The 19652-nt window shown below is 40.5% G+C and carries 17 protein-coding genes; 8 read left to right on the top strand and 9 right to left on the bottom strand.

Annotation, left to right across the window (positions count from 1 at the left end):
* Entirely contained in the window at positions 1-372 is a 372-nt protein-coding gene (locus tag R8N23_RS08760) for a hypothetical protein (protein WP_318171208.1), read from the bottom strand.
* Positions 373-461: 89 nt separating this feature from the next.
* Between R8N23_RS08760 and R8N23_RS08755 the strand changes: the two genes are divergently transcribed.
* From R8N23_RS08755 to R8N23_RS08745, 3 genes are all read left to right on the top strand, one after another.
* Entirely contained in the window at positions 462-1385 is a 924-nt protein-coding gene (locus tag R8N23_RS08755) for a LysR family transcriptional regulator (protein WP_318171207.1), read from the top strand.
* A 37-nt stretch (positions 1386-1422) separates the two neighbouring features.
* Complete coding sequence (locus R8N23_RS08750; protein ID WP_318171206.1) at positions 1423-2328, top strand: patatin-like phospholipase family protein; 906 nt, start codon at positions 1423-1425, stop codon at positions 2326-2328.
* A 158-nt stretch (positions 2329-2486) separates the two neighbouring features.
* The gene (locus R8N23_RS08745) at positions 2487-4691 is read left to right on the top strand and encodes a T9SS type A sorting domain-containing protein (RefSeq protein WP_318171205.1); all 2205 of its coding nucleotides are present in this window, start codon (positions 2487-2489) and stop codon (positions 4689-4691) included.
* A 1-nt stretch (position 4692) separates the two neighbouring features.
* Here the strand turns inward: R8N23_RS08745 and R8N23_RS08740 are convergent, their stop codons facing one another.
* The gene (locus R8N23_RS08740) at positions 4693-5373 is read right to left on the bottom strand and encodes a nitroreductase family protein (protein WP_318171204.1); all 681 of its coding nucleotides are present in this window, start codon (positions 5371-5373) and stop codon (positions 4693-4695) included.
* Positions 5373-5840, bottom strand: a complete 468-nt coding sequence (locus tag R8N23_RS08735; protein WP_318171203.1) for an Lrp/AsnC family transcriptional regulator — start codon at positions 5838-5840, stop codon at positions 5373-5375. Before R8N23_RS08735 ends, R8N23_RS08740 begins: the two co-directional genes overlap by 1 nt.
* A 278-nt stretch (positions 5841-6118) precedes the next feature.
* On the opposite strand from R8N23_RS08735, the gene R8N23_RS08730 reads away from it, so the two are divergent.
* The 5 genes from R8N23_RS08730 to R8N23_RS08710 all read left to right on the top strand — a co-directional run bounded on the left by R8N23_RS08730 (position 6119) and on the right by R8N23_RS08710 (position 12447).
* A complete protein-coding gene (locus tag R8N23_RS08730; RefSeq protein WP_318171202.1) occupies positions 6119-7348 on the top strand; it encodes a Glu/Leu/Phe/Val dehydrogenase dimerization domain-containing protein in 1230 nt (409 codons plus the stop codon).
* 134 nt (positions 7349-7482) lie between these two features.
* A complete protein-coding gene (locus R8N23_RS08725) occupies positions 7483-8640 on the top strand; it encodes a homogentisate 1,2-dioxygenase (RefSeq protein ID WP_318171201.1) in 1158 nt (385 codons plus the stop codon).
* A 106-nt stretch (positions 8641-8746) separates the two neighbouring features.
* Entirely contained in the window at positions 8747-9907 is a 1161-nt protein-coding gene (hppD, locus tag R8N23_RS08720; RefSeq protein ID WP_318171200.1) for a 4-hydroxyphenylpyruvate dioxygenase, read from the top strand.
* 231 nt (positions 9908-10138) lie between these two features.
* Positions 10139-11389 (top strand): fumarylacetoacetase, encoded by a 1251-nt coding sequence (fahA, locus tag R8N23_RS08715; protein WP_318171199.1) that lies wholly within the window; start codon positions 10139-10141, stop codon positions 11387-11389.
* A 158-nt stretch (positions 11390-11547) separates the two neighbouring features.
* The gene (locus R8N23_RS08710; protein WP_318171198.1) at positions 11548-12447 is read left to right on the top strand and encodes a flavin reductase family protein; all 900 of its coding nucleotides are present in this window, start codon (positions 11548-11550) and stop codon (positions 12445-12447) included.
* Position 12448: 1 nt separating this feature from the next.
* On the opposite strand, the gene R8N23_RS08705 is transcribed toward R8N23_RS08710, so the two are convergent.
* The 6 genes from R8N23_RS08705 to R8N23_RS08680 all read right to left on the bottom strand — a co-directional run bounded on the left by R8N23_RS08705 (position 12449) and on the right by R8N23_RS08680 (position 19646).
* Positions 12449-14677, bottom strand: a complete 2229-nt coding sequence (locus tag R8N23_RS08705) for a methyl-accepting chemotaxis protein (protein ID WP_318171197.1) — start codon at positions 14675-14677, stop codon at positions 12449-12451.
* 226 nt (positions 14678-14903) lie between these two features.
* Positions 14904-15863 carry a polysaccharide lyase family 7 protein gene (locus R8N23_RS08700; RefSeq protein ID WP_318171196.1) on the bottom strand — a complete coding sequence of 320 codons (960 nt, stop codon included), beginning with the start codon at positions 15861-15863 and terminating at the stop codon, positions 14904-14906.
* 17 nt (positions 15864-15880) lie between these two features.
* The gene (locus tag R8N23_RS08695; protein ID WP_318171195.1) at positions 15881-16765 is read right to left on the bottom strand and encodes a polysaccharide lyase family 7 protein; all 885 of its coding nucleotides are present in this window, start codon (positions 16763-16765) and stop codon (positions 15881-15883) included.
* A 124-nt stretch (positions 16766-16889) separates the two neighbouring features.
* Positions 16890-17648 (bottom strand): SDR family NAD(P)-dependent oxidoreductase, encoded by a 759-nt coding sequence (locus R8N23_RS08690; RefSeq protein WP_318171194.1) that lies wholly within the window; start codon positions 17646-17648, stop codon positions 16890-16892.
* 340 nt (positions 17649-17988) lie between these two features.
* On the bottom strand, positions 17989-19260 hold the full coding sequence (locus R8N23_RS08685) for an MFS transporter (RefSeq protein WP_318171193.1): 1272 nt from the start codon (positions 19258-19260) through the stop codon (positions 17989-17991).
* Positions 19261-19271: 11 nt separating this feature from the next.
* On the bottom strand, positions 19272-19646 hold the full coding sequence (locus tag R8N23_RS08680) for a cupin domain-containing protein (RefSeq protein ID WP_318171192.1): 375 nt from the start codon (positions 19644-19646) through the stop codon (positions 19272-19274).
* Positions 19647-19652: the final 6 nt, after the last annotated feature.

Raw genomic sequence — 19652 nt, 5'->3', positions numbered from 1 at the left:
TTAGTCAGATATCTTTACCGTAAGTGTTTTGATATACTCTACTTTTTTGCCAAGCTTTTCTGCTTCAAGGACATAGCTATGCAAAGTCAAATTGGAAAGCCCTTCTACTTCCAATATGTCCTCATCTACAAAGCGACTAGTCACAGATTGAGCCTCCCCTTTTCTTCTCAGCGTATCATCAAATAATTCATACAGAGAGGGTGCATTCTTTTGCACTTGTCTTTTCAGTTCCTCAGGCATGGCACTCTCTTGTGCATGTGTCGATTTGATCTGTATACTCAATTGAGCATGACCGTTTTTCTTCGAAGTCGAACTCACCTCATGGGCTGATCCTCCTTGATTTTGGTTGTAAGTTTTTGTTAATAAAGTCATCGTTTATTTGTTTAATTCGAAGCAAACGTACATTTTTATATTCATTAATTTTTATTTAAATATATTATGATTAACATAAACTATTATTAATGCATTACACTTTACACCAACTGAAAATATTTCTTACAGTCACTGATTTTCAGAGCATTACGAAAGCGGCAGAAGAACTTCATCTAACCCAACCAGCCATCTCTATTCAGCTAAAAAAACTTCAAGATCAGTTTGACATTCCGCTTACAGAGGTGGTAGGAAGACAACTTTACATAACTGATTTTGGGAAAGACATAGCCATTAGATGTCGTAAAATTCTCGATGAAGCAGATGGGATTAAGCATACTGTAGACCAGTACAAGGGATTGTTATCTGGTAGTATAAAAATATCGGTAGTCTCCACCGCCAAGTATATCATACCCTATTTCTTAAAACCGTTCATGGACATGCACCCTGGGGTCAATATTTCCATTGATGTATCCAACAAAAACAAGGTGGTGGAAGGACTGGTAAAGAATGAAACGGACTTTTCGCTTGTTTCGGTTCTACCAGAAGACATAAAACTGAACACCGTTGAATTGATGGAGAATAGGCTCTATTTGCTCGGAAACGAAGATTTTACAGGAAAGATGAAAGCACCAAAAGACCTGGAGAAGGTAACTCTACTTTTCCGAGAAAAGGGATCTGCGACAAGAAATGCCATGCAACAATACCTCAATCACCACAAAATCAATGTCAGTTCTTCCATGTCACTGGTTTCAAATGAAGCGATCAAACAAACCATAAATGCGGGTATTGGATTTTCTATTGTGCCACTCATTGGATTGCGAACAGCATTAAAAAATGAAAAGGTTAAAATCTATCCATTGAAGGGATTGCCGATTATTACTCAATGGAATATGGTATACATTTCTGGAAAATCATTGACCCCAGCACAAATGGCCCTGGTCAAATTTATGGAAGAAAACAAAGACAGACTCGTACAAGAACATTTCAATTGGGCATTAAATCCATTGGTTTAATCGATGCTTTATTATCTTGTAACTAGAAGAAAAACACATGAACAAAAAATCGACCAAGGAAAAAAAATCAGTTTCTCTAGTATTAGGCAGTGGTGGCGCCAGAGGCTTGGCGCATATCGGCGTAATCAAATGGCTAGAAGAAAACAATTACGATGTCCAATCCATAGCTGGATGCTCTATAGGCGCGATGGTCGGCGGGGTATATGCCGCAGGAAAACTTCCCGATTTGGAAGAATGGATGTGCTCTATCACTAAAATGGACATGGCCAACCTACTCGATATTTCTTGGGGAAGTGGTGGCATTTTCAAAGGAGATAAGGTCATCGATACACTCAAAGATTTGATTGGTGACACACAGATTCAAAATTTGGATATTCCTTTTACAGCTGTGGCTGCCGATATGATCACTCAAAAAGAAGTGTGGATCAACAAAGGTTCAGTTTTTGATGCTATTCGTGCTTCTATTTCGCTGCCCTTGTTTTTCACACCTGTAAAAAGTAAAGGCAAGCTGCTCATAGATGGTGGTGTACTTAATCCAGTTCCCATAGCTCCTACTTTCAATGACCAAACAGATCTGACTATCGCTGTCAATCTGGGTGGACCATTGTTGAAAAAAAATGAGACCAAATCAGACTCAAAGGACGAAGAAAAAAACGGCTGGGGAAAATTTCAACAAAACATCAAAGACTTCATTGATAAATACAGCGACTCAGATGAAACGAAAGAAAAAGACTGGAGTATGTATGAAGTAGCAGACAGAGCATTTGACACGATGCAAAGCTCCATCGCCAGAATGAAAATCGCTACCTACCCTCCCGACGTAGAAATCAAAATTGCACGAAACGCTTGCGGAACATTGGACTTTGATCGTGCTTCACACATGATTGATTTAGGATACCAAAGAGCAAAAGAGGCTTTTGATGCCAATCACAAAGTCGTATAATTCATTTCATCTGACAAAATAATCGAGTAAATCATCTCCTTGATCGACTAATGGATTCATTTTGTCAATATTATTGTTATCATTGACAACTACCTTTGGCAAGTAATATTTTGAAAAGGAAATTGAATAAACGCTGCTCAGTTTTGTTGATTGTAAACATGCATAAATCTTTTTTGGTAAGAATTTTGACCATACTAATTGGTATCAGCTTCTCTTTAACAAATTTATGCATTGGTCAAACCTGCGACCCTTGCTATGCGATAGTGAATGGCGGGAACTGGAGTGATCCAAATACATGGTCTGATACGCCGGGTGGGTCAGCTACAACCAATACGCCGGGTAATACTACAGATGTTCATATTGGTGAAAGCGGTGCGATTATTGTTAATCTCGATGTAGACTCTGATAGCGATAATCTAACCATTTATGGCAATAGCGTATTGCAATATACAGCTGCAGGTCTTCGCTTAAGAACTCGTGGAGGATCTACTCTTGACCTTCAGGCTAATGGTGCCATTGATGGCAATGGCCAAAATAATGCAGATATCACCGTTAGAGGAAATTTTATCCTGAATGGATCCGCAAGTGATATAAGAAGAATACAAACAAATTCCGGAAATGATATAACCCTTTCTGGTTCAGGTACGCTTGGCATGAATGCAGGCAATGGTGAATTAAGAATTACCGGTACAGGTACTGTCACCAACAACATAAGTACAGCTATCAGCATGGTAAGACTCAGGCTTAACAGCGATGCTAATTTATTTGTAAATAACGGCAACATTCAATGTACAGAACTTCGACTTTATGGAACTAATGGTGTACTAACCAATAATGGTACTCTTACGATCACCAGCCAGATTGTTTCTAACAATGATACTGATGACGGAAATACATTAACTAATACTAATACCCTCAGTCTAACTGGAAACTTCAATATGAGTAATGCTGATTTCAGCGTCAATAACTCAGGTGCATTCACGCATACAGGAGATTTTCTAAATGTTGGCGGCACAGAAACTTTTAGCAATCTGACAGGTGGAGTTTGGACCACCACTGCTACGTCACATGCAAACATTGCCACAATTAATTGCAGTGCTACGAATAATTCATTCATCTATAACTTAGCTGGAGATCAGGTTGTTTTTGCACCTTCAGATGGTAGCTATAATAACTTAACCATATCAGGATCTGGTACTAAAACTATAACTGGAGCTATTCAAATAGATAATACTTTGGACATGACCTCGGGAAATGTAGATCTGGGAACATTTTCACTAACTCTTGGCACCGCTGCAGCTACTCCAGGCTCGTTAAGCTATACCTCAGGAAATTTGTTTAACGGAAGTTTTATCCGGTACTACGATGCGGTGACCCTAGCCAATGGTGATGTAGCAGGACTCTTTCCAATGGCAGATGCTAATGAAAACACCAGACCTTTTTACGTGACACCGGCTACAGCTCCAGCTACAGGAGGTACCATCACGGTATCTGTTACCACCAGCGATCAAGCGGTTGATATTGGCCCAATTGATGACAATGGTACAGATATTGTCAGACAGCACCAGGCTTCCTGGAATGTCAGTACAGGTGGTGGATTGGCTGGTGGAGATAATTACAATCTCCGTGGAGAAGGTACAGGTTTTGGTACCATCGATGCCGTCTCAGACCTACGTCTGATGACCAGCGGCGGAGTAGTTGGGACTGATGGTGGAGCTGGAGGTTCCACTTCTAATCCAAGTGTAGACAGAACTGGCCTGACATTAGCACAGTTGACTAATAGCTTTCATTTGGGATCCATCAATGCGACAGACTCGCCGCTTCCTATCAAATTACTCAGCTTTGATGCAAAATTTGAAATGGATCAAGTACAAGTTCAATGGTCTACCTCTTCTGAAACTGACAATGATTATTTTACCATAGAGCGTTCATCTGATGGTATTGAATACTATGAAATTACACGAATCGATGGCGCGGGACATTCAACTGAAAAATTGACTTATACCTACGCTGATTTTAGCCCTTTGAGTGGTGAATCTTATTACCGATTGAGACAAACGGACTTCGATGGAAAGACAGAAGTTTTCACTCCTGTAAGTGTACAAGCGCTATTCAACTCTTCTATCAGCATCTACCCAAATCCATTGACCGGCCATCAATTCAACATCCAACTCAATCAGAGATCAGAGCAACCAACATTGGTTAGCATCTATGACCATACCGGGAAAAGTGTTTCTTTTCAATCAATTGAAGAAGAAACTTCTTTGACCTTGACCTTGCTAGAACATTTGAACCCTGGCGTCTATCTGGTTTTTGTTCAGAGTGGATCTGCTACCTTCAGTCAACGATTACTTGTTCACTGATTTAATAATAAACAGCCACCTCGTCCAGTCCCTTCCTAGTCAGCTGAGGAACATAAACCTCATCTTCTGCATAGCCTACCGGAAGCAATAAAAAGGCTCTTTCATTATCGGGACGTTCCAATATTTCTTGAAGAAAATTCATGGGACTAGGTGTATGGGTTAGTGTTACCAATCCTGCGTTATGAATGGCTGATATTAAGAAACCACAAGCTATACCTACCGATTCGTTGACGTAATAATTATTGTGCTTCTTCCCTTCCTCATCCCTTTCAAACACGCGTTTAAACACGATGATTAAATAAGGGGCAGACTCCAAAAAAGGTTTCACATCATCGGTACCTATCGGTTTCAAATCATCCAACCAACGATCGCTCATACGATTCGCATAGCTTTCTCTCTCTTCTTCTTCGGCCGCTTCTCTTATTTTGCTTTTGATTTCAGGGTTAGAGACCACACAAAAAGTCCATGGCTGCTTGTGTGCGCCGGAAGGTGCTGTCGATGCAGTTTTAAGAATATTGTCAATAATTTCCTGAGGAACTGGTTGATCTGAAATTTCACGAACGGTTCTTCTCCGATCAATCCACTCAAAATAATCCTTACTTCTTTGAATCATTTCTGCTTCAGGGTAACTATCCGGAACATAGGCTTCATGAAGATGGCCTTTTATCTCTTTGGTTTTCATTAGGAATCTAATTTATAGGCGGTGGTAAATTTATCTCTTGAAAGTACAAACTGACTTTTCACATGCGCAATATTTGAATTCACCGATAGATTCGCCAGGATGAATTTCTGGAAGGTCTCGATGTCTTTGGTGACAATTTTAAGCATGTAATCGAAATCCCCAGCGATGTGATACACTTCTTGTACTTCTTTAAATTGATTCATCTCTTCGATAAACTTTTCTAAATAAGAACGTGTATGGTTCTTCAAAGAAATAGATACAAATACGGTTAGCTTTCGATCAATCTTTTTATGATTGAGCAAAGCCACATACTTGGCAATTACTCCGTCTTTTTCAAGCCTTTTCATTCGCTCAAAAATTGGAGTAGTAGAAAGTCCCAATTTTTCCGAAAGAGCCTTATTTGTGATTCTTCCCTCCTCTTGTAGAACGTTTAGAATCTTGATGTCAGTAGCGTCTAACTGCGTCATTTTAGAATTTTATTATTTTGAAAGATCATACATTGATGACAAAAAGGATATAAATCCATTAAGTCATATGAAAACATTCATTTATTCTAATTAATTACAAATATTTAGAATAATCAGACATCCAAGATAAGTAAAATCTATCTTCGCACAAGGATTTTAAAAATATTTTATTCTTAATAATTAATTAAGACTTACTTATTTATACGATAAAAATAATTCGAAAAGAACATTATTCTACACAAACAACAATAACTAGAATATTTCAATATCAACTATAGATGAAAGAACTACTAAACAAATTTGAGGCGAAGCAACCAGAGATCGTGTTCGAATGGAAAGACGCAGAAACAGAGGCAGAAGGCTGGGTGGTAATCAACTCTCTTCGAGGTGGAGCTGCCGGTGGTGGCACCCGGATGCGAAAGGGCTTAAACAAAAGAGAAGTGGAATCTCTCGCCAAAACCATGGAGATCAAGTTTAGTATTTCTGGCCCTCCGATTGGAGGAGCAAAGTCAGGCATCAACTTCGACCCTGCTGACCCTCGTAAGGAAGGCGTTCTACAAAGATGGTATGCAGCTGTTATGCCATTGCTCAAGTATTACTATGGGACAGGTGGGGATTTGAACGTAGACGAAATTCACGAAGTGATTCCAATTACCGAAGACCATGGCATTTGGCATCCGCAGGAAGGAGTATTTACCGGACACTTCCACCCTACCGAAGCACAAAAAGTAAATCGCATTGGCCAGTTGCGTCAAGGCGTGATCAAAATCATAGAAGACGAAAAGTATACACCAGACATCTTCAAAAAATATACGGTAGCCGATATGATCACGGGTTACGGTGTATCCGAAGCGGTAAGACATTATTACAACCTGTGGAGTGGTGATATTGCTAGTAAAAAAGCCATCATCCAAGGTTGGGGAAATGTGGGAGCAGCTGCGGCCTTCTATTTGGCTCAGATGGGCGTGAAAGTAGTAGGAATTATAGACAGAGCTGGAGGGTTAATCAAAGAAGAAGGATTCACCTTCGAAGAGATAAAAACTCTTTTTGTCAACAGAAATGGCAATCAACTGAACAGCCCTGATGTCATTCCGTTTGAAGAAATAAATGCTAAAGTGTGGGATCTAAAGGCGGAAATATTCATTCCAGCTGCAGCCTCAAGACTGATTACGCAAGATCAACTGGACCGAATGGTTAATTCCGGACTGGAAGTGATCTCATGTGGGGCCAACGTTCCATTTGCAGATGAAGCCATTTTCTATGGTCCAATTAGCGAACATGCGGATCAACATGTGTCTGTGATTCCAGATTTTATCGCCAATTGCGGAATGGCCAGAGTATTTGCCTACTTGATGTCTGGAGAAGTGGATATGACTGATGATGGTATCTTCAGTGACACGTCTAGCATTATCGGAAAAGCCTTAGAAGCGATCCACAAGCAGAATAAAGAGAGAACGCTACTGACTAATACTGCCTTTGAGAATTCATTAGGCCAATTAGTGAACTAGTTTGATACTTAGTAAATTTATATAGACTTAATCGTCATCGCGAGAGCAATGAAGCGATCCCATTCCTTCTACCCAAAGATAAGATTGCTTCGCTCCGCTCGCAAAGACGTAAACGAATTAAACATTAAACCACTATGCCTCAATATCATCAATTAGGTAAAATTCCACACAAACGGCATACTACCTTCAAAAAAGAAGATGGCAGCATTCACTACGAGCAGCTATTTGGAACGATCGGGTTCGATGGCATGTCATCCCTGATGTATCATCTACACCGACCTACTATGGTCAAAGAAGTGGCCAAATCTTATAGCGTGGCTCCAAAGATTGCAGAAGAAAAGAATATGCTTTCATTGGCCATGGAAGGCTTTAAGGTTCCTTCTGAGAATGATTATTTGGAGAGTCGGAAGACTATACTTGTCAATTCCGATTGTCATATCGTATTAGCTTCCCCTAAACACAGCCAAACCGAATATTTCTACAAAAATGCTGATTGTGATGAATTGATATTTATTCACAAAGGAACAGGTACGCTCAAAACGCAGTTGGGAAATATCACATTTGGATATGGGGATTATCTACTCGTCCCGCGGGGTATGATCTACCAAATGCACTTTGACACAGAGGATAATCGGCTTTTTATTGTAGAATCGAAAAGACCAATCTATACGCCCAAACGATACAGAAACTGGTTTGGGCAACTGCTTGAGCATTCTCCATTTTGTGAAAGAGATTTCAGGAGACCGTCAGAATTAGAAACCTTCGATGAGCTGGGAGACTTCACCATCAAGGTGAAAAAAGAAGACATGATGCATGAATACATCTATGCCAGCCATCCTTTTGATGTTGTTGGCTGGGATGGGTACAATTACCCATATGCTTTCTCTATCCACGATTTCGAACCCATAACAGGACGAGTGCATCAGCCACCGCCGGTTCATCAGACCTTTGAAACGGATGCATTTGTAGTGTGCTCTTTTGTACCCAGACTATATGATTATCACCCAGAATCTATTCCGGCTCCATATAATCATAGCAACATTGATTCAGACGAAGTGCTTTACTATGTGGATGGTGATTTCATGAGTAGAAACAATATAGAGAAAGGAAATATTACACTCCATCCTGCAGGCATTCCCCATGGACCACATCCGGGAGCTACTGAAAGAAGCATTGGAGAAACGGTAACGGAAGAATTGGCCGTGATGGTAGATACCTTCAAACCGCTGAAAGTGACTGAAGAAGCAATGAAAATATTAATTAAAGACTATCACAAAAGCTGGTTGGATTAAACCAAGTGTTCGTTGGTGACAACACCAACGAAGGCAAGATTAATAAACGAATAACATACCACAACAGGCTTTGAAACTCCTGTTAGGGTAATCTAAAAATAATATTATGGCAAAGCAAGTAGAAAGCGTAAACTACGGTTTAGAGAAAATATTCGAAGGAGCCCAGGACTTCCTTCCATTGTTGGGAACAGATTACATCGAGCTGTATGTGGGTAATGCCAAGCAAGCTGCTCACTTTTATAAAACAGCCTTTGGCTTTCAGTCTTTTGCATACAGAGGACTAGAAACCGGAAGCAGGGATGTTGTTTCTTATGTATTAAAGCAAGATAAGATCAGATTGGTACTTAGCACCCCGCTCAACTCCAAGCATCCAATCAACGAGCATATCGTCAAACACGGCGATGGTGTAAAAGTAGTTGCCCTTTGGGTGGAAGATGCTAAAAAAGCATGGGAAGAAACTACCTCAAGAGGAGCAAAATCATACCTAGAGCCAGTCGTGGAAAAAGACGAGCATGGTGAAGTGGTGAGATCAGGAATTTACACTTATGGAGAAACTGTTCACCTTTTTGTTGAACGTAAAAACTATAAGGGTGTATTCATGCCTGGATTCGAAAAATGGGAGTCGGATTACAACCCAGAATCATTGGGCTTGAAATACGTTGACCACATGGTAGGTAATGTAGGTTGGGGAGAAATGAACACCTGGGTGAAATGGTATGAGGATGTGATGGGGTTTGAAAATTTCCTTTCATTCGATGACAAACAAATTCACACGGATTACTCCGCTTTAATGAGTAAAGTGATGAGCAACGGTAATGGAAGAATTAAATTTCCAATTAACGAGCCCGCAAAAGGAAAGAAAAAATCTCAGATTGAAGAATACCTTGACTTCTATGAAGGACCAGGCGTTCAGCACATTGCAGTGGCTACAGACGATATCCTAAGTACAGTAGCTAATATGCGAGCAAGGGGTGTTGAGTTTTTAACCACACCTCCTGAATCCTATTATCAAGCAGTACCTGAAAGATTGGCTACGCATGACCACAAACTCAAAGAGGATCTTGAGAAATTGAAAAAACTAGGAATCATGGTTGATGCTGATGAAGAGGGTTATTTATTGCAAATATTTACGCGCCCTGTTGAAGATAGACCAACGCTGTTCTTCGAGATTATCCAAAGAATGGGCGCAAGAGGTTTTGGAGCGGGAAACTTCAAAGCACTTTTTGAATCCATTGAAAGAGAACAAGAGCGCAGAGGAACGCTGTAGCCCAAAGTCGTCATTGCGAGAAGTTCCGATGAATATCGGGACGACGCGGCAATCCCCTTCGGCCTTATCTGCCCTATTGATATGCAGACTAACAAAGTTCGAGATTGCCGCGTCGTACATTCGACTGCCGTCGAATTGTTCTTCTCGCAATGACGGAATGGAATTTTATTTACATCCGAATTGTATCTTTGTCTTTATTAAATAACCCAAAAATTTTAAAACACATTAACAATGAGTAAATCCTGGATTTCGGTAGCCGCTGAATCTGACTTTCCTGTTCAGAATATACCCTTCGGAATAGTAGAAAACGGCAAAGGCTGGTATGCTGCCTCACGAATTGGTGAGTACGCCATCAACCTAGCCATTCTTCAAGAAAAAGGTTACTTAAAAGGTCTTTCGCTACCAGAGGGCATCTTTGAAAAACAATATTTGAATGACTTCATTGCTTTAGGTAAACCAGTGACCAATAAAGTGAGAGAAAGGATTCAAAGCATATTTGAAGAGCATTCAAAAAACGGTCTGAGGGAAAATACGGTTCATCGGAATAAGATCATGAAAGATGTGAAAAATCTCACGATGAGCCTACCAGTGCAAATCGGAGACTACACAGATTTCTATTCGAGTGAGCAGCATGCCTTTAACGTTGGCTGCATGTTTAGAGATCCAGACAATGCATTAATGCCAAACTGGAAACATATACCTGTCGGGTATCATGGACGGTCTTCTTCTGTGGTTGTCTCAGGAACTGATTTTCATAGACCCAAAGGTCAGCAAAAACCAAACGCCGATGAGCCACCAGTTTTTGGGCCAAGTAAACTTTTGGATTTCGAGTTAGAAATGGGCTTTATCGTTGGGAAAGGCACTGAACTTGGCGATTCTATTACTACAGCCAATGCAGCCGATCATATTTTTGGTCTATGTGTTTTTAATGACTGGTCTGCTAGAGATTTGCAAAAATGGGAGTACGTGCCATTAGGGCCATTCTTGGCTAAAAACTTTGCTTCTCACCTATCTCCTTGGATAGTCACTTTAGAGGCGCTAGAGCCATTCAGAACCGAAGGACCTAAACAAGACCCTAAGGTCTTGCCCTATTTAGAATATGAAGGCAACCACCATTATGACATTGAGCTTGAGGTAGCCATCGAAACCGAAAAAGGCGAGAGCAAAACTGTGAGTCAATCCAATTTTAAATACATGTATTGGAATATGATCCAGCAGCTCGCGCATCACACGGTGAATGGTTGTAATGTAAAGCCTGGGGATATGATGGCTTCTGGTACAATTAGTGGCCCGGAGCCCCATCAGTATGGATCTATGCTAGAGATTGCCTGGCAAGGCACTAAGCCAGTACAAATGCCTGATGGAACTGAAAGAAAATTTATCCAGGATGGCGACACGGTCGTGATGAAAGGATTTGGAAACAAAGACGGCGTACGAGTTGGTTTTGGTGAAGTAAGAGCAAAAGTACTTCCGTCGAAATAGAGCAACATTACCCAAAAGTGATCTTTGATCATTCATATTAAGTGTTGTTGATCCCGACCTAACCGTCGGGATTTTTTATTTTACTTGACAGTTTCTATGTTTCAACAGTCAAGTAAAAAACATTATTTTTAAGCTTAACATTAAACATTGAATCCACAATGACTTCTATTGATCCTCAGTCAGTTTCTACAGCTCACTTTCATTCTGTACTTCTATCCGCGGTTGCACCCCGACCAATAGCATTTGCCAGCACGATCGATGCAAACGGAAATGTAAATTTGAGTCCTTTTAGTTTTTTCAATGCCTTTAGTGCCAACCCTCCGATTCTTGTTTTCTCTCCTGCCAGACGTGTCCGTGATAATACGACCAAGCACACGCTAGAAAACGTACTTAAAGTTCCCGAAGTGGTCATCAACATCGTGGACTATCCTATTGTAGAGCAAATGTCATTAGCCAGCACAGAATACGGAGAAGGAGTCAATGAGTTTGTGAAAGCGGGGTTTACTGAAGTGGCCTCAGAAAAAGTCAAACCACCTAGAGTCAAAGAGTCACCTGTTTCTTTTGAGTGTAAGGTTTTGGAAGTAAAACCTATGGGCGATCAGGGAGGTGCCGGTAACCTGATTATTTGCGAAGTGGTGATGGCTCATGTTCAAGATCACCTGTTGACGGAGGATAAGAAAATTGACCCTACCCGGCTAGAACTTGTCGCACGTATGGGTGGTAATTGGTACACTAAAACCAATTCGGATACCATGTTTGAAATACCGAAACCACTCACGACCATGGGTATCGGTTTTGACCAATTGCCAGACAATGTAAAAAACAGCGTAGTGCTCACTGGAAATAATCTAGGTCGATTAGCCAATGTGGAACATATCCCTACAAAGGACGAAATTTTGAATATGTCCAAGGAACCAGAGGTAAGCGCCATCCTAGAGAGTTTTGCAGACGATGAAGAAAACTTAGAAAATGAACTTCATCTGTTAGCACAGAAATACCTTGACTCAGGTGAAACTGCCCAAGCTTGGCAAGTCATATTGCAGGGAGAGTATTTGTAAATCAGGCTGTTTTCTTTAACTCCTCGTTCGAACCAGGATTCAACTGTGCAAGAAGCTTTCTTTCATTAGCCTTCAATTGTTCAATCTCTTTTTCCATTTTTTGCTTATTGAGTGTGTCTTCCGTTACATCACGTGAAATACCAAAAATACCAACCACCTTATTGTCCAGATCGTACAATGGCAACTTTGTGCTAGACTTATAGCTCACATCTCCATTCTTTAGCACCTTTTTCTCTACCTCGTTTAGAATGGGTTCACGAGTATCCATGATGCGCTGTTCGATATCGAATTGTTCTCTTGCATTTTCTCCGAAGAAGTCAAAATCATTTTTACCTACCAACTCCAGAGGACTCTCCAAACCAAAGCGCTTAGCATGCGACATACTGTTTCTAATAAAATTGCATTCTCTATCCTTGAAATAGATCAAATCAGGCATATAGTTTAGCAAGGCATCGAGCAAATATTTTTCTTTTTCGTAGGCCTCCTTCATTTTGAATATAGCTGAGTTTCCAACACTTCCATCGGTTACTTTGACCATACTCAAACCTTCTTTCAATGAATCCGCCACCTGGGCTAAACCCTCCACTTTCTCATGATAGGTTTCCATTCCTGAAGACAACTCGGATGCTGATGCTGCCACCTCATCTGTGCCGGCAGCAGTCTGTTCGGCAATCACGACAATGGATTCTGTAATGCCGACAATTTCATTGATAGACCCTATTTGCTTTTGACTTGATGCTAATATTTCTTCGGAAAGCATCAGCGTCTTTTTAGATGAATCGTTAATTTCATTAAAGGCTTCAGCCGCCTCGACCGATCTTTTTTCTCCGTTCATCACACTTTTCGCCATCGCTCCAATGGTCTTAGCTGCCTTGGTCGTATCAGATTGCACATCGGTGACCAATACTTCAATTGTTTTCGCAGAAGATTTCGCATCATCCGCCAATTTTCGAATTTCATCAGCCACTACGGCAAATCCACGTCCAGCATCGCCAGCTTGAGCAGCTTCTATCGCCGCATTAAGCGCCAAAAGGTTCGTTTGAGCAGCTATCTCAGTAATCACTTTTAATGCAATCGAAATCTCCTCTGATCGATCAGTCAAAACACGCATAGTATCTGTAGTAGCTTCACTAAATCCACCAATTTCCTTCATACTGCTTACCACCTCGTTGATTCTTGCCAATCCCTTCTCACTACTTGTCACTCCTTCCTTTGCCGCGAGGTTGATCTCTCCTGATTTCTCTCCCATATCATTAGATGAAGCCAAGATTCCTTCAATTAGATTTGAAGCGTCCTCTATTTTACGAAGCTGAGCTTGTGCCCCATTACTCATTTGTCCGATGGCCGAAGCGATTTCTACAGTATTGGTATTCATTTCCTGACTGGAAACTTTCATTTCTTCTGCAGATTCGTCAATAATATTGGTATTCAAATGTATCTGAGCCATGAGCCCATCAAGATTCTCAAGTGCAAGATTCAGGTTTTCCGCCATTCGATAGATGTCTCCTTTTTCTTGTTCGGAATATCGAAATGAAAGATCTCCTCCTGCTAGCGCTCGTATAATGGCATTGATTCTTCCCAATGGACCAGAAAACGAATTCACCATCTCGTTGATGCCCATGCTCAGTTCTTTCCAAGCTCCTCGCTTATTCTCTGTTTCAATCTGGGCATCAAGATCTCCATCTTGGGTAGCCTTGTTCACCACTCTCTTGGTTTCATCTATGAATCCACTTAATGTTTTTCTGAGTTGTAAAATTGATTGACTCAGTGCATCAGTTTCTGCTGATTCATCTAACACTGAGTTCAAATTTCCGGCAGCCATTTGCTTTGCCAAATCAAGCGTTACTTTTCGGTTATTGAATAAGCCATAGAGCTCTTGTTCAACAAAATCGAACTCATTCTCCTCAAAGTACGTTTCTTTTTCCACTACGTGGATGTCCAAATCAGCCCAATTGACAACCATACGTTTCAGTCGTTGGATAGGCTCTGAGAAAAAAACGTAGAGCATAAAAACTTGCAATCCAAGTCCTGCTGAAATAAATAAAGCCCAATAGAAGGGTTGAGTACTCAAGCCGAACATGTAAGCACTTAGTCCAATCGAAAGTGCGAACGACGAACACCCTATTAGTAATTTACCAAGGACAGATATAAAATTTAACTGGCCCAGTACATAAATACCTGCAAACAGCCCGATTTGACAAGCCATCATCATAATTTCGTAATTTTCCATCTCTACTATTGTTTAAATTGTACTTAAATCAATAGGTTAGATTGTATTCAGGTTGGTATTCACGTGTGGATAGTACCTCTTTGCATCTTCAAATTTTCGGCTCTTTAAGTCTACTCTGTTTTTGACTCTAGGTCTATTCTTGAATATTAAGTAACGACCAGCCCACACCGAACCTTGATGGGGCCAGCCGTCAGTAGGAGATTTTTAATGTTTTTCAATTCTCATATTAATGACTGACCTCCAGGTCATAATACTTCACTTTAGCAAAGGCATCTTCATCGAGTGCTGTCAGATAGTTTCCTGCTTTGAAGTAATTTTCGAAGATGCCCCATCTTTCCATGTGGATATCATCATAGACCATAGTCTGGTCATCATTAAGTGTTATTTCCATCTTACCATCGGATACTTTCACTTCTAGTGTAAACTTGTCGAAATCTACTTTTTCATCGAAGTTCACTCCTGTCAGATCTCCCCATGCATCAGTATGCAAAGCTTCGGTATCTGTGGCGTCCAGATCTTTGAGGTATTTGGTATGCACTCGTACATATCCATCGTTCCAATAGATTTTAAGTACAGGAGGAGCATTATTGTCATCTTCTCCAATCAAATCTCTCTGTTCATTCGTCAAACGACCATGGATTTGCATAATGATCGTACGATGATAGTCTCCATCCGATTCTTTAGAAATAGTATCCAAAGCCAAGGTCCCTTTCATATAGGCTCCTTCTGCAAACGTCCAATTGGTACTATTGCTACCTGAAACCATTTGCTCTCTTAATTCCGTTCTGGAATATTTGGTATTGTTTGTAGTTGCTCCTGGATAAGTATAAAACACTAAGCTCCCGTCTGTAGAGTCATTGTACATAAACGGCAATAATGTTTCGTTAGTAGCATAATCCAATATCTCTGGTGGTTCCACTTCTGTAGGATTTCCCACTGGCAGCGTTACTTTCCAATTATTAAGATCAATATTCGGTAGAAAATAGTCTACGCCTTCCACCAAATCACTTTCAACAACTTCTTTCTCCTCCTCTTCTTCTGTCTCCTCAGGTTCAGTGGTTTCCTCTGCCTTTTTTACAATCTCATCAGCTTCATCTTCTCCACAGCTGACAGTAAAAAAAACACAACTCACTACCAGCATGCTAACAATTAATTGCTCCCAACTTATTCTCCTCACTTTATTCATAGCCTTCCAAATAATGTTTAATTCTTTCCTTTTTTCTCTTTCTTTTTTGGTTTGGTTGGTGGTTGTGCACTATGGTCCACTTCCAAATTATAATATTTCACCTTAGCAAATGCTGCAGGATCCTTTGATTGCAAATAATTACCTGCTTTGAAGTAGTTCTCAAATACCCCCCACCTTCTCATGTGAACGTTTTGATACACCTTAGCGTATTTCTCATTTAGGATAACTTCCATTCGGCCTTGAGAGACTAACACCTCCAAGGTAAAAGGGTCGTTACCAACTTTCAATGGGAAGTTGTATCCAGGATCATCACCCCAAGCCTCTTTACTAAGAATTTGTCTGTCATCAGCGGTCAGATCTTTCAATATTTTCGTCTTCACCCTGATGTATCCTTTATCCCAGTATATTTTTAGAATAGGTGGGGCATTGTTATCCTTTTGACCAATAAATTCTCTTTGTTCATTAGTCAACCTACCATGGATTTGCATCACAATAGTTCGGTCAAATTTGCCATTTGCTTGTTTTGAAATATCTACAACGGCTAAAGTTCCTTTGAGTCTTCCTCCTTGTTCAAATGTCCAGTTGATCTTATTCTCTCCAGGAACCATTTGCTCGCGCAATTCACACCTAGAGTACTTTGTATTTCTTGTAGTTGCCCCTGGTGTGGCAAAAAACACCAAACTACCATCTGTGGAGTCGTTGTACATATATGGTTTCAACAACTCATTATTCGCATAATCTAAAATTTCCGGAGGACTTACCTCCACAGGTCTTCCTATAGGCAAAGTGACTTTCCAATGAGACAAATCAATGTTGGGTAATTGATAATCCTCATTCGATTGCGCTAGCGCAAAATTGAATGAAAAGTTGACCAAAATCAGTATCACACTTAGTGCTTTCATACTTGAACCCTCATGTTTTTTATTAAAGATCATTAGATCGCATTATTCCTACTATTGAGCTGATAGTAAGGAAGTTACTCTTGGAAACTTCCTTACTTCATTATTCTCCTTTTTCTGCTGACTCCTAAATTCCAAGTGCCTGACCACCACCAATCTGGATGGTTTCGGCAGTAATGAAAGAAGCATCTTTGCTTCCTAGGAAAGAAACAACAGAAGCCACTTCTTCTGGCTCACCAATTCTTCCCAACAAAATATTGTTCTTCCAAGAAGCAAATACTTCTGGCTTAGTTGCTTTAATCTGCGCATGGAATGGTGTATCTATCGTTCCAGGAGATACCGCATTTACTCGAATATTGTATTCAGCCAAATCCTTAGCTAAAGCTCTTGTAATTGCATGTACACCAGCTTTAGATGTCCCATAAATTCCTGCTCCAGGACCGCCAGCATTCCAACCAGCATTTGAGGTATAGTTGATGATCGATGCATTCTCGCCTTTCTTCAAGAAAGGAATAGCCGCTCTAGAAGCAAAGAATACTGAATCAAGGTTTAAAGCCATGACAAATCTGTAAAACTCAGTTGTCATTTCTTCAAATCGTGATCTACCACCTAAACCACCTGCGTTATTTACAAGAAGGTCGATTTTGCCGTATTTCTCACCGATTTTGGTAATGTTTTCAGTCACTTCAGCTTCGTTAGTTACATCAAAACCATAATATTCTGCTGTAATTCCCTCCGCTTCAAGTTCCTTTACTCTTTCTGCTCCTTTGTCATCCTCGATACCGTTTAACACAACAGTATATCCATCTTTACCTAATCTTTTTGCTACCGCAAATCCTATGCCTCCTGTAGCTCCTGTAACAATCGCTACTTTATCTTTCGCCATGATATTTCTATTTTAAATTCAGTTATTCTATTAATCGCGGGCTTATTCTTTTCCCAAAGAAGGCAGACACCATGCCCAGGGTACAAGTAGGTTACCTTTTTCGAATTAGCACGGTAGACAAAGTCGGTAACAATTTCTTTTATCTATCTGAATTGATATAGTCAATTCATTGGCACATATTCAATAAACAAACTTCCAAAAACATCGAAGTTCTCTGAAGAATGAGTGAATTCTCGAAAGATTTACTCAACACTTGTTGGCCCAAGGCTCAAGTAAAAATCTCATTAACTACCCGTTCTTTTATACACTCACAGTCTGCAACTCAGACTGCATTTATCTTTTAATCTTCCTGATCTACAGGCTTAATTTCTTTCGCAAAAAAGTAAATCGACAATATGCACAATGGCACAAACAAGGCGATCATCACGAAGATGGGCGTGTAAGAAAATTTTTCTGTAATCACAGGAACCAAAAAGTTCATGATGATTACTGAAAAGATCCCAACAGTACCTCCCAATCCTGCCAATGAGCCTACTGACTTACCGCTAAACAAATCACTTGGTATCGTTTGGATATTACTAATTACAAACTGGAAACCGTAGAGTACAAAGGCTACGATGGCCACAAACTTCACTGCCGTATCGCCCGCTAGAATGGTGGCAACCAATCCCAAGAACATAATCACACAACCCACCATAATCGTTTTCTTTCTAGCTTGATCAACACTAGCTCCTTTGATAAGCAATTGACCAGAATAATATCCACCTGACAAACTACCCAGCGCTGCACCTACATAAGGTACCCATGCAAAAAATCCGATCTCTTTTACATTAAATCCATAAACATCGGCCAGATAAATAGGCATCCAACCTACAAACAACCACCAGATAGGCTCAACAAAGAACCTAGAAGCTAGTACCGCCCATGATTCTCGCTTTGACAGAATTTGCATCATGCTCAAACCAGGTTTGTCGTCCGAATCTTTCGAATCGTTCAATCCAGAAAGAATATGTTCTTTTTCTTCATCCGTAATCCATGGGTGCTTGCTTGGCACATTTTTGTTCATGATCCACCAAGGAATAATCCATACCAATCCTAAGAGACCAAGCAAAACAAATGTCATTTTCCAACCGATCATCACCCATACAATGGCGATTAAAGGAGGGGCTACAATAGATCCCAATGCGGCTCCTGAGTTGAATATTCCTTGAGCAAATGCCCTTTCTTTCACTGGAAACCACTCTGCGTTACTTTTTACAGCACCAGGCCAGTTGCCCGCTTCGCCTAAACCTAACAATACTCGGAAAAAGCTAAAGGAAACCACCCCTCGTGCAAAAGCATGAATGGCTGTGGCTAAACCCCACACCGTAATAGAAACCACGAAACCCAATCGTGTTCCTATTTTATCAAACATTTTTCCAGAGAGAGATTGACCGACTGCATAGGCTACCAAAAACACATTTAGTATAATGGCATAATCGGCTTTGGTCATTCCTAAATCTTTGGAAATATCTGGCCACATAATCGCCAGTGCGGAACGGTCAATATAATTGATCACCGTGGCAAGACACACTAGCCCAACAATCCACCATCTCAGTCCTTTTATTTTCATCTTTTCCTTGTTTAGTCTTTATCTCCAAAATAGGATACGCCTTCCCCAGAAAGAAAATCCTCCCTAACCGGACTGAATGTATCGATCAACATCCCTTCTTCCAGGCATACGGCACCATGAACTAAATTCGGCTCTATGTACACACCATCTCCTGCCGATACTATCTGCTTGACTCCGTCTATTTCAAATTCAAATTTACCTTCTACACAGTAAGTAGCTTGTGTATGGAAATGGCTATGTGGTGTGCCTAATGCTCCTTTTTCAAACTTCACCAACACCATCATGATTTGATTGTCGTATCCGAGAAACTTTCGGGAAACCCCTCCACCAAGTTCTTCCCATTCCATTTCCTTTGTCAGGATATATTTTTCGCTATTTCTTTCCATTAAATT

Origin of the sequence: Reichenbachiella sp. (assembly GCF_033344935.1) — a bacterium.
In the GTDB taxonomy this organism is placed as follows: domain Bacteria; phylum Bacteroidota; class Bacteroidia; order Cytophagales; family Cyclobacteriaceae; genus Reichenbachiella.
This window is presented reverse-complemented; position numbering and strand designations above follow the sequence as displayed.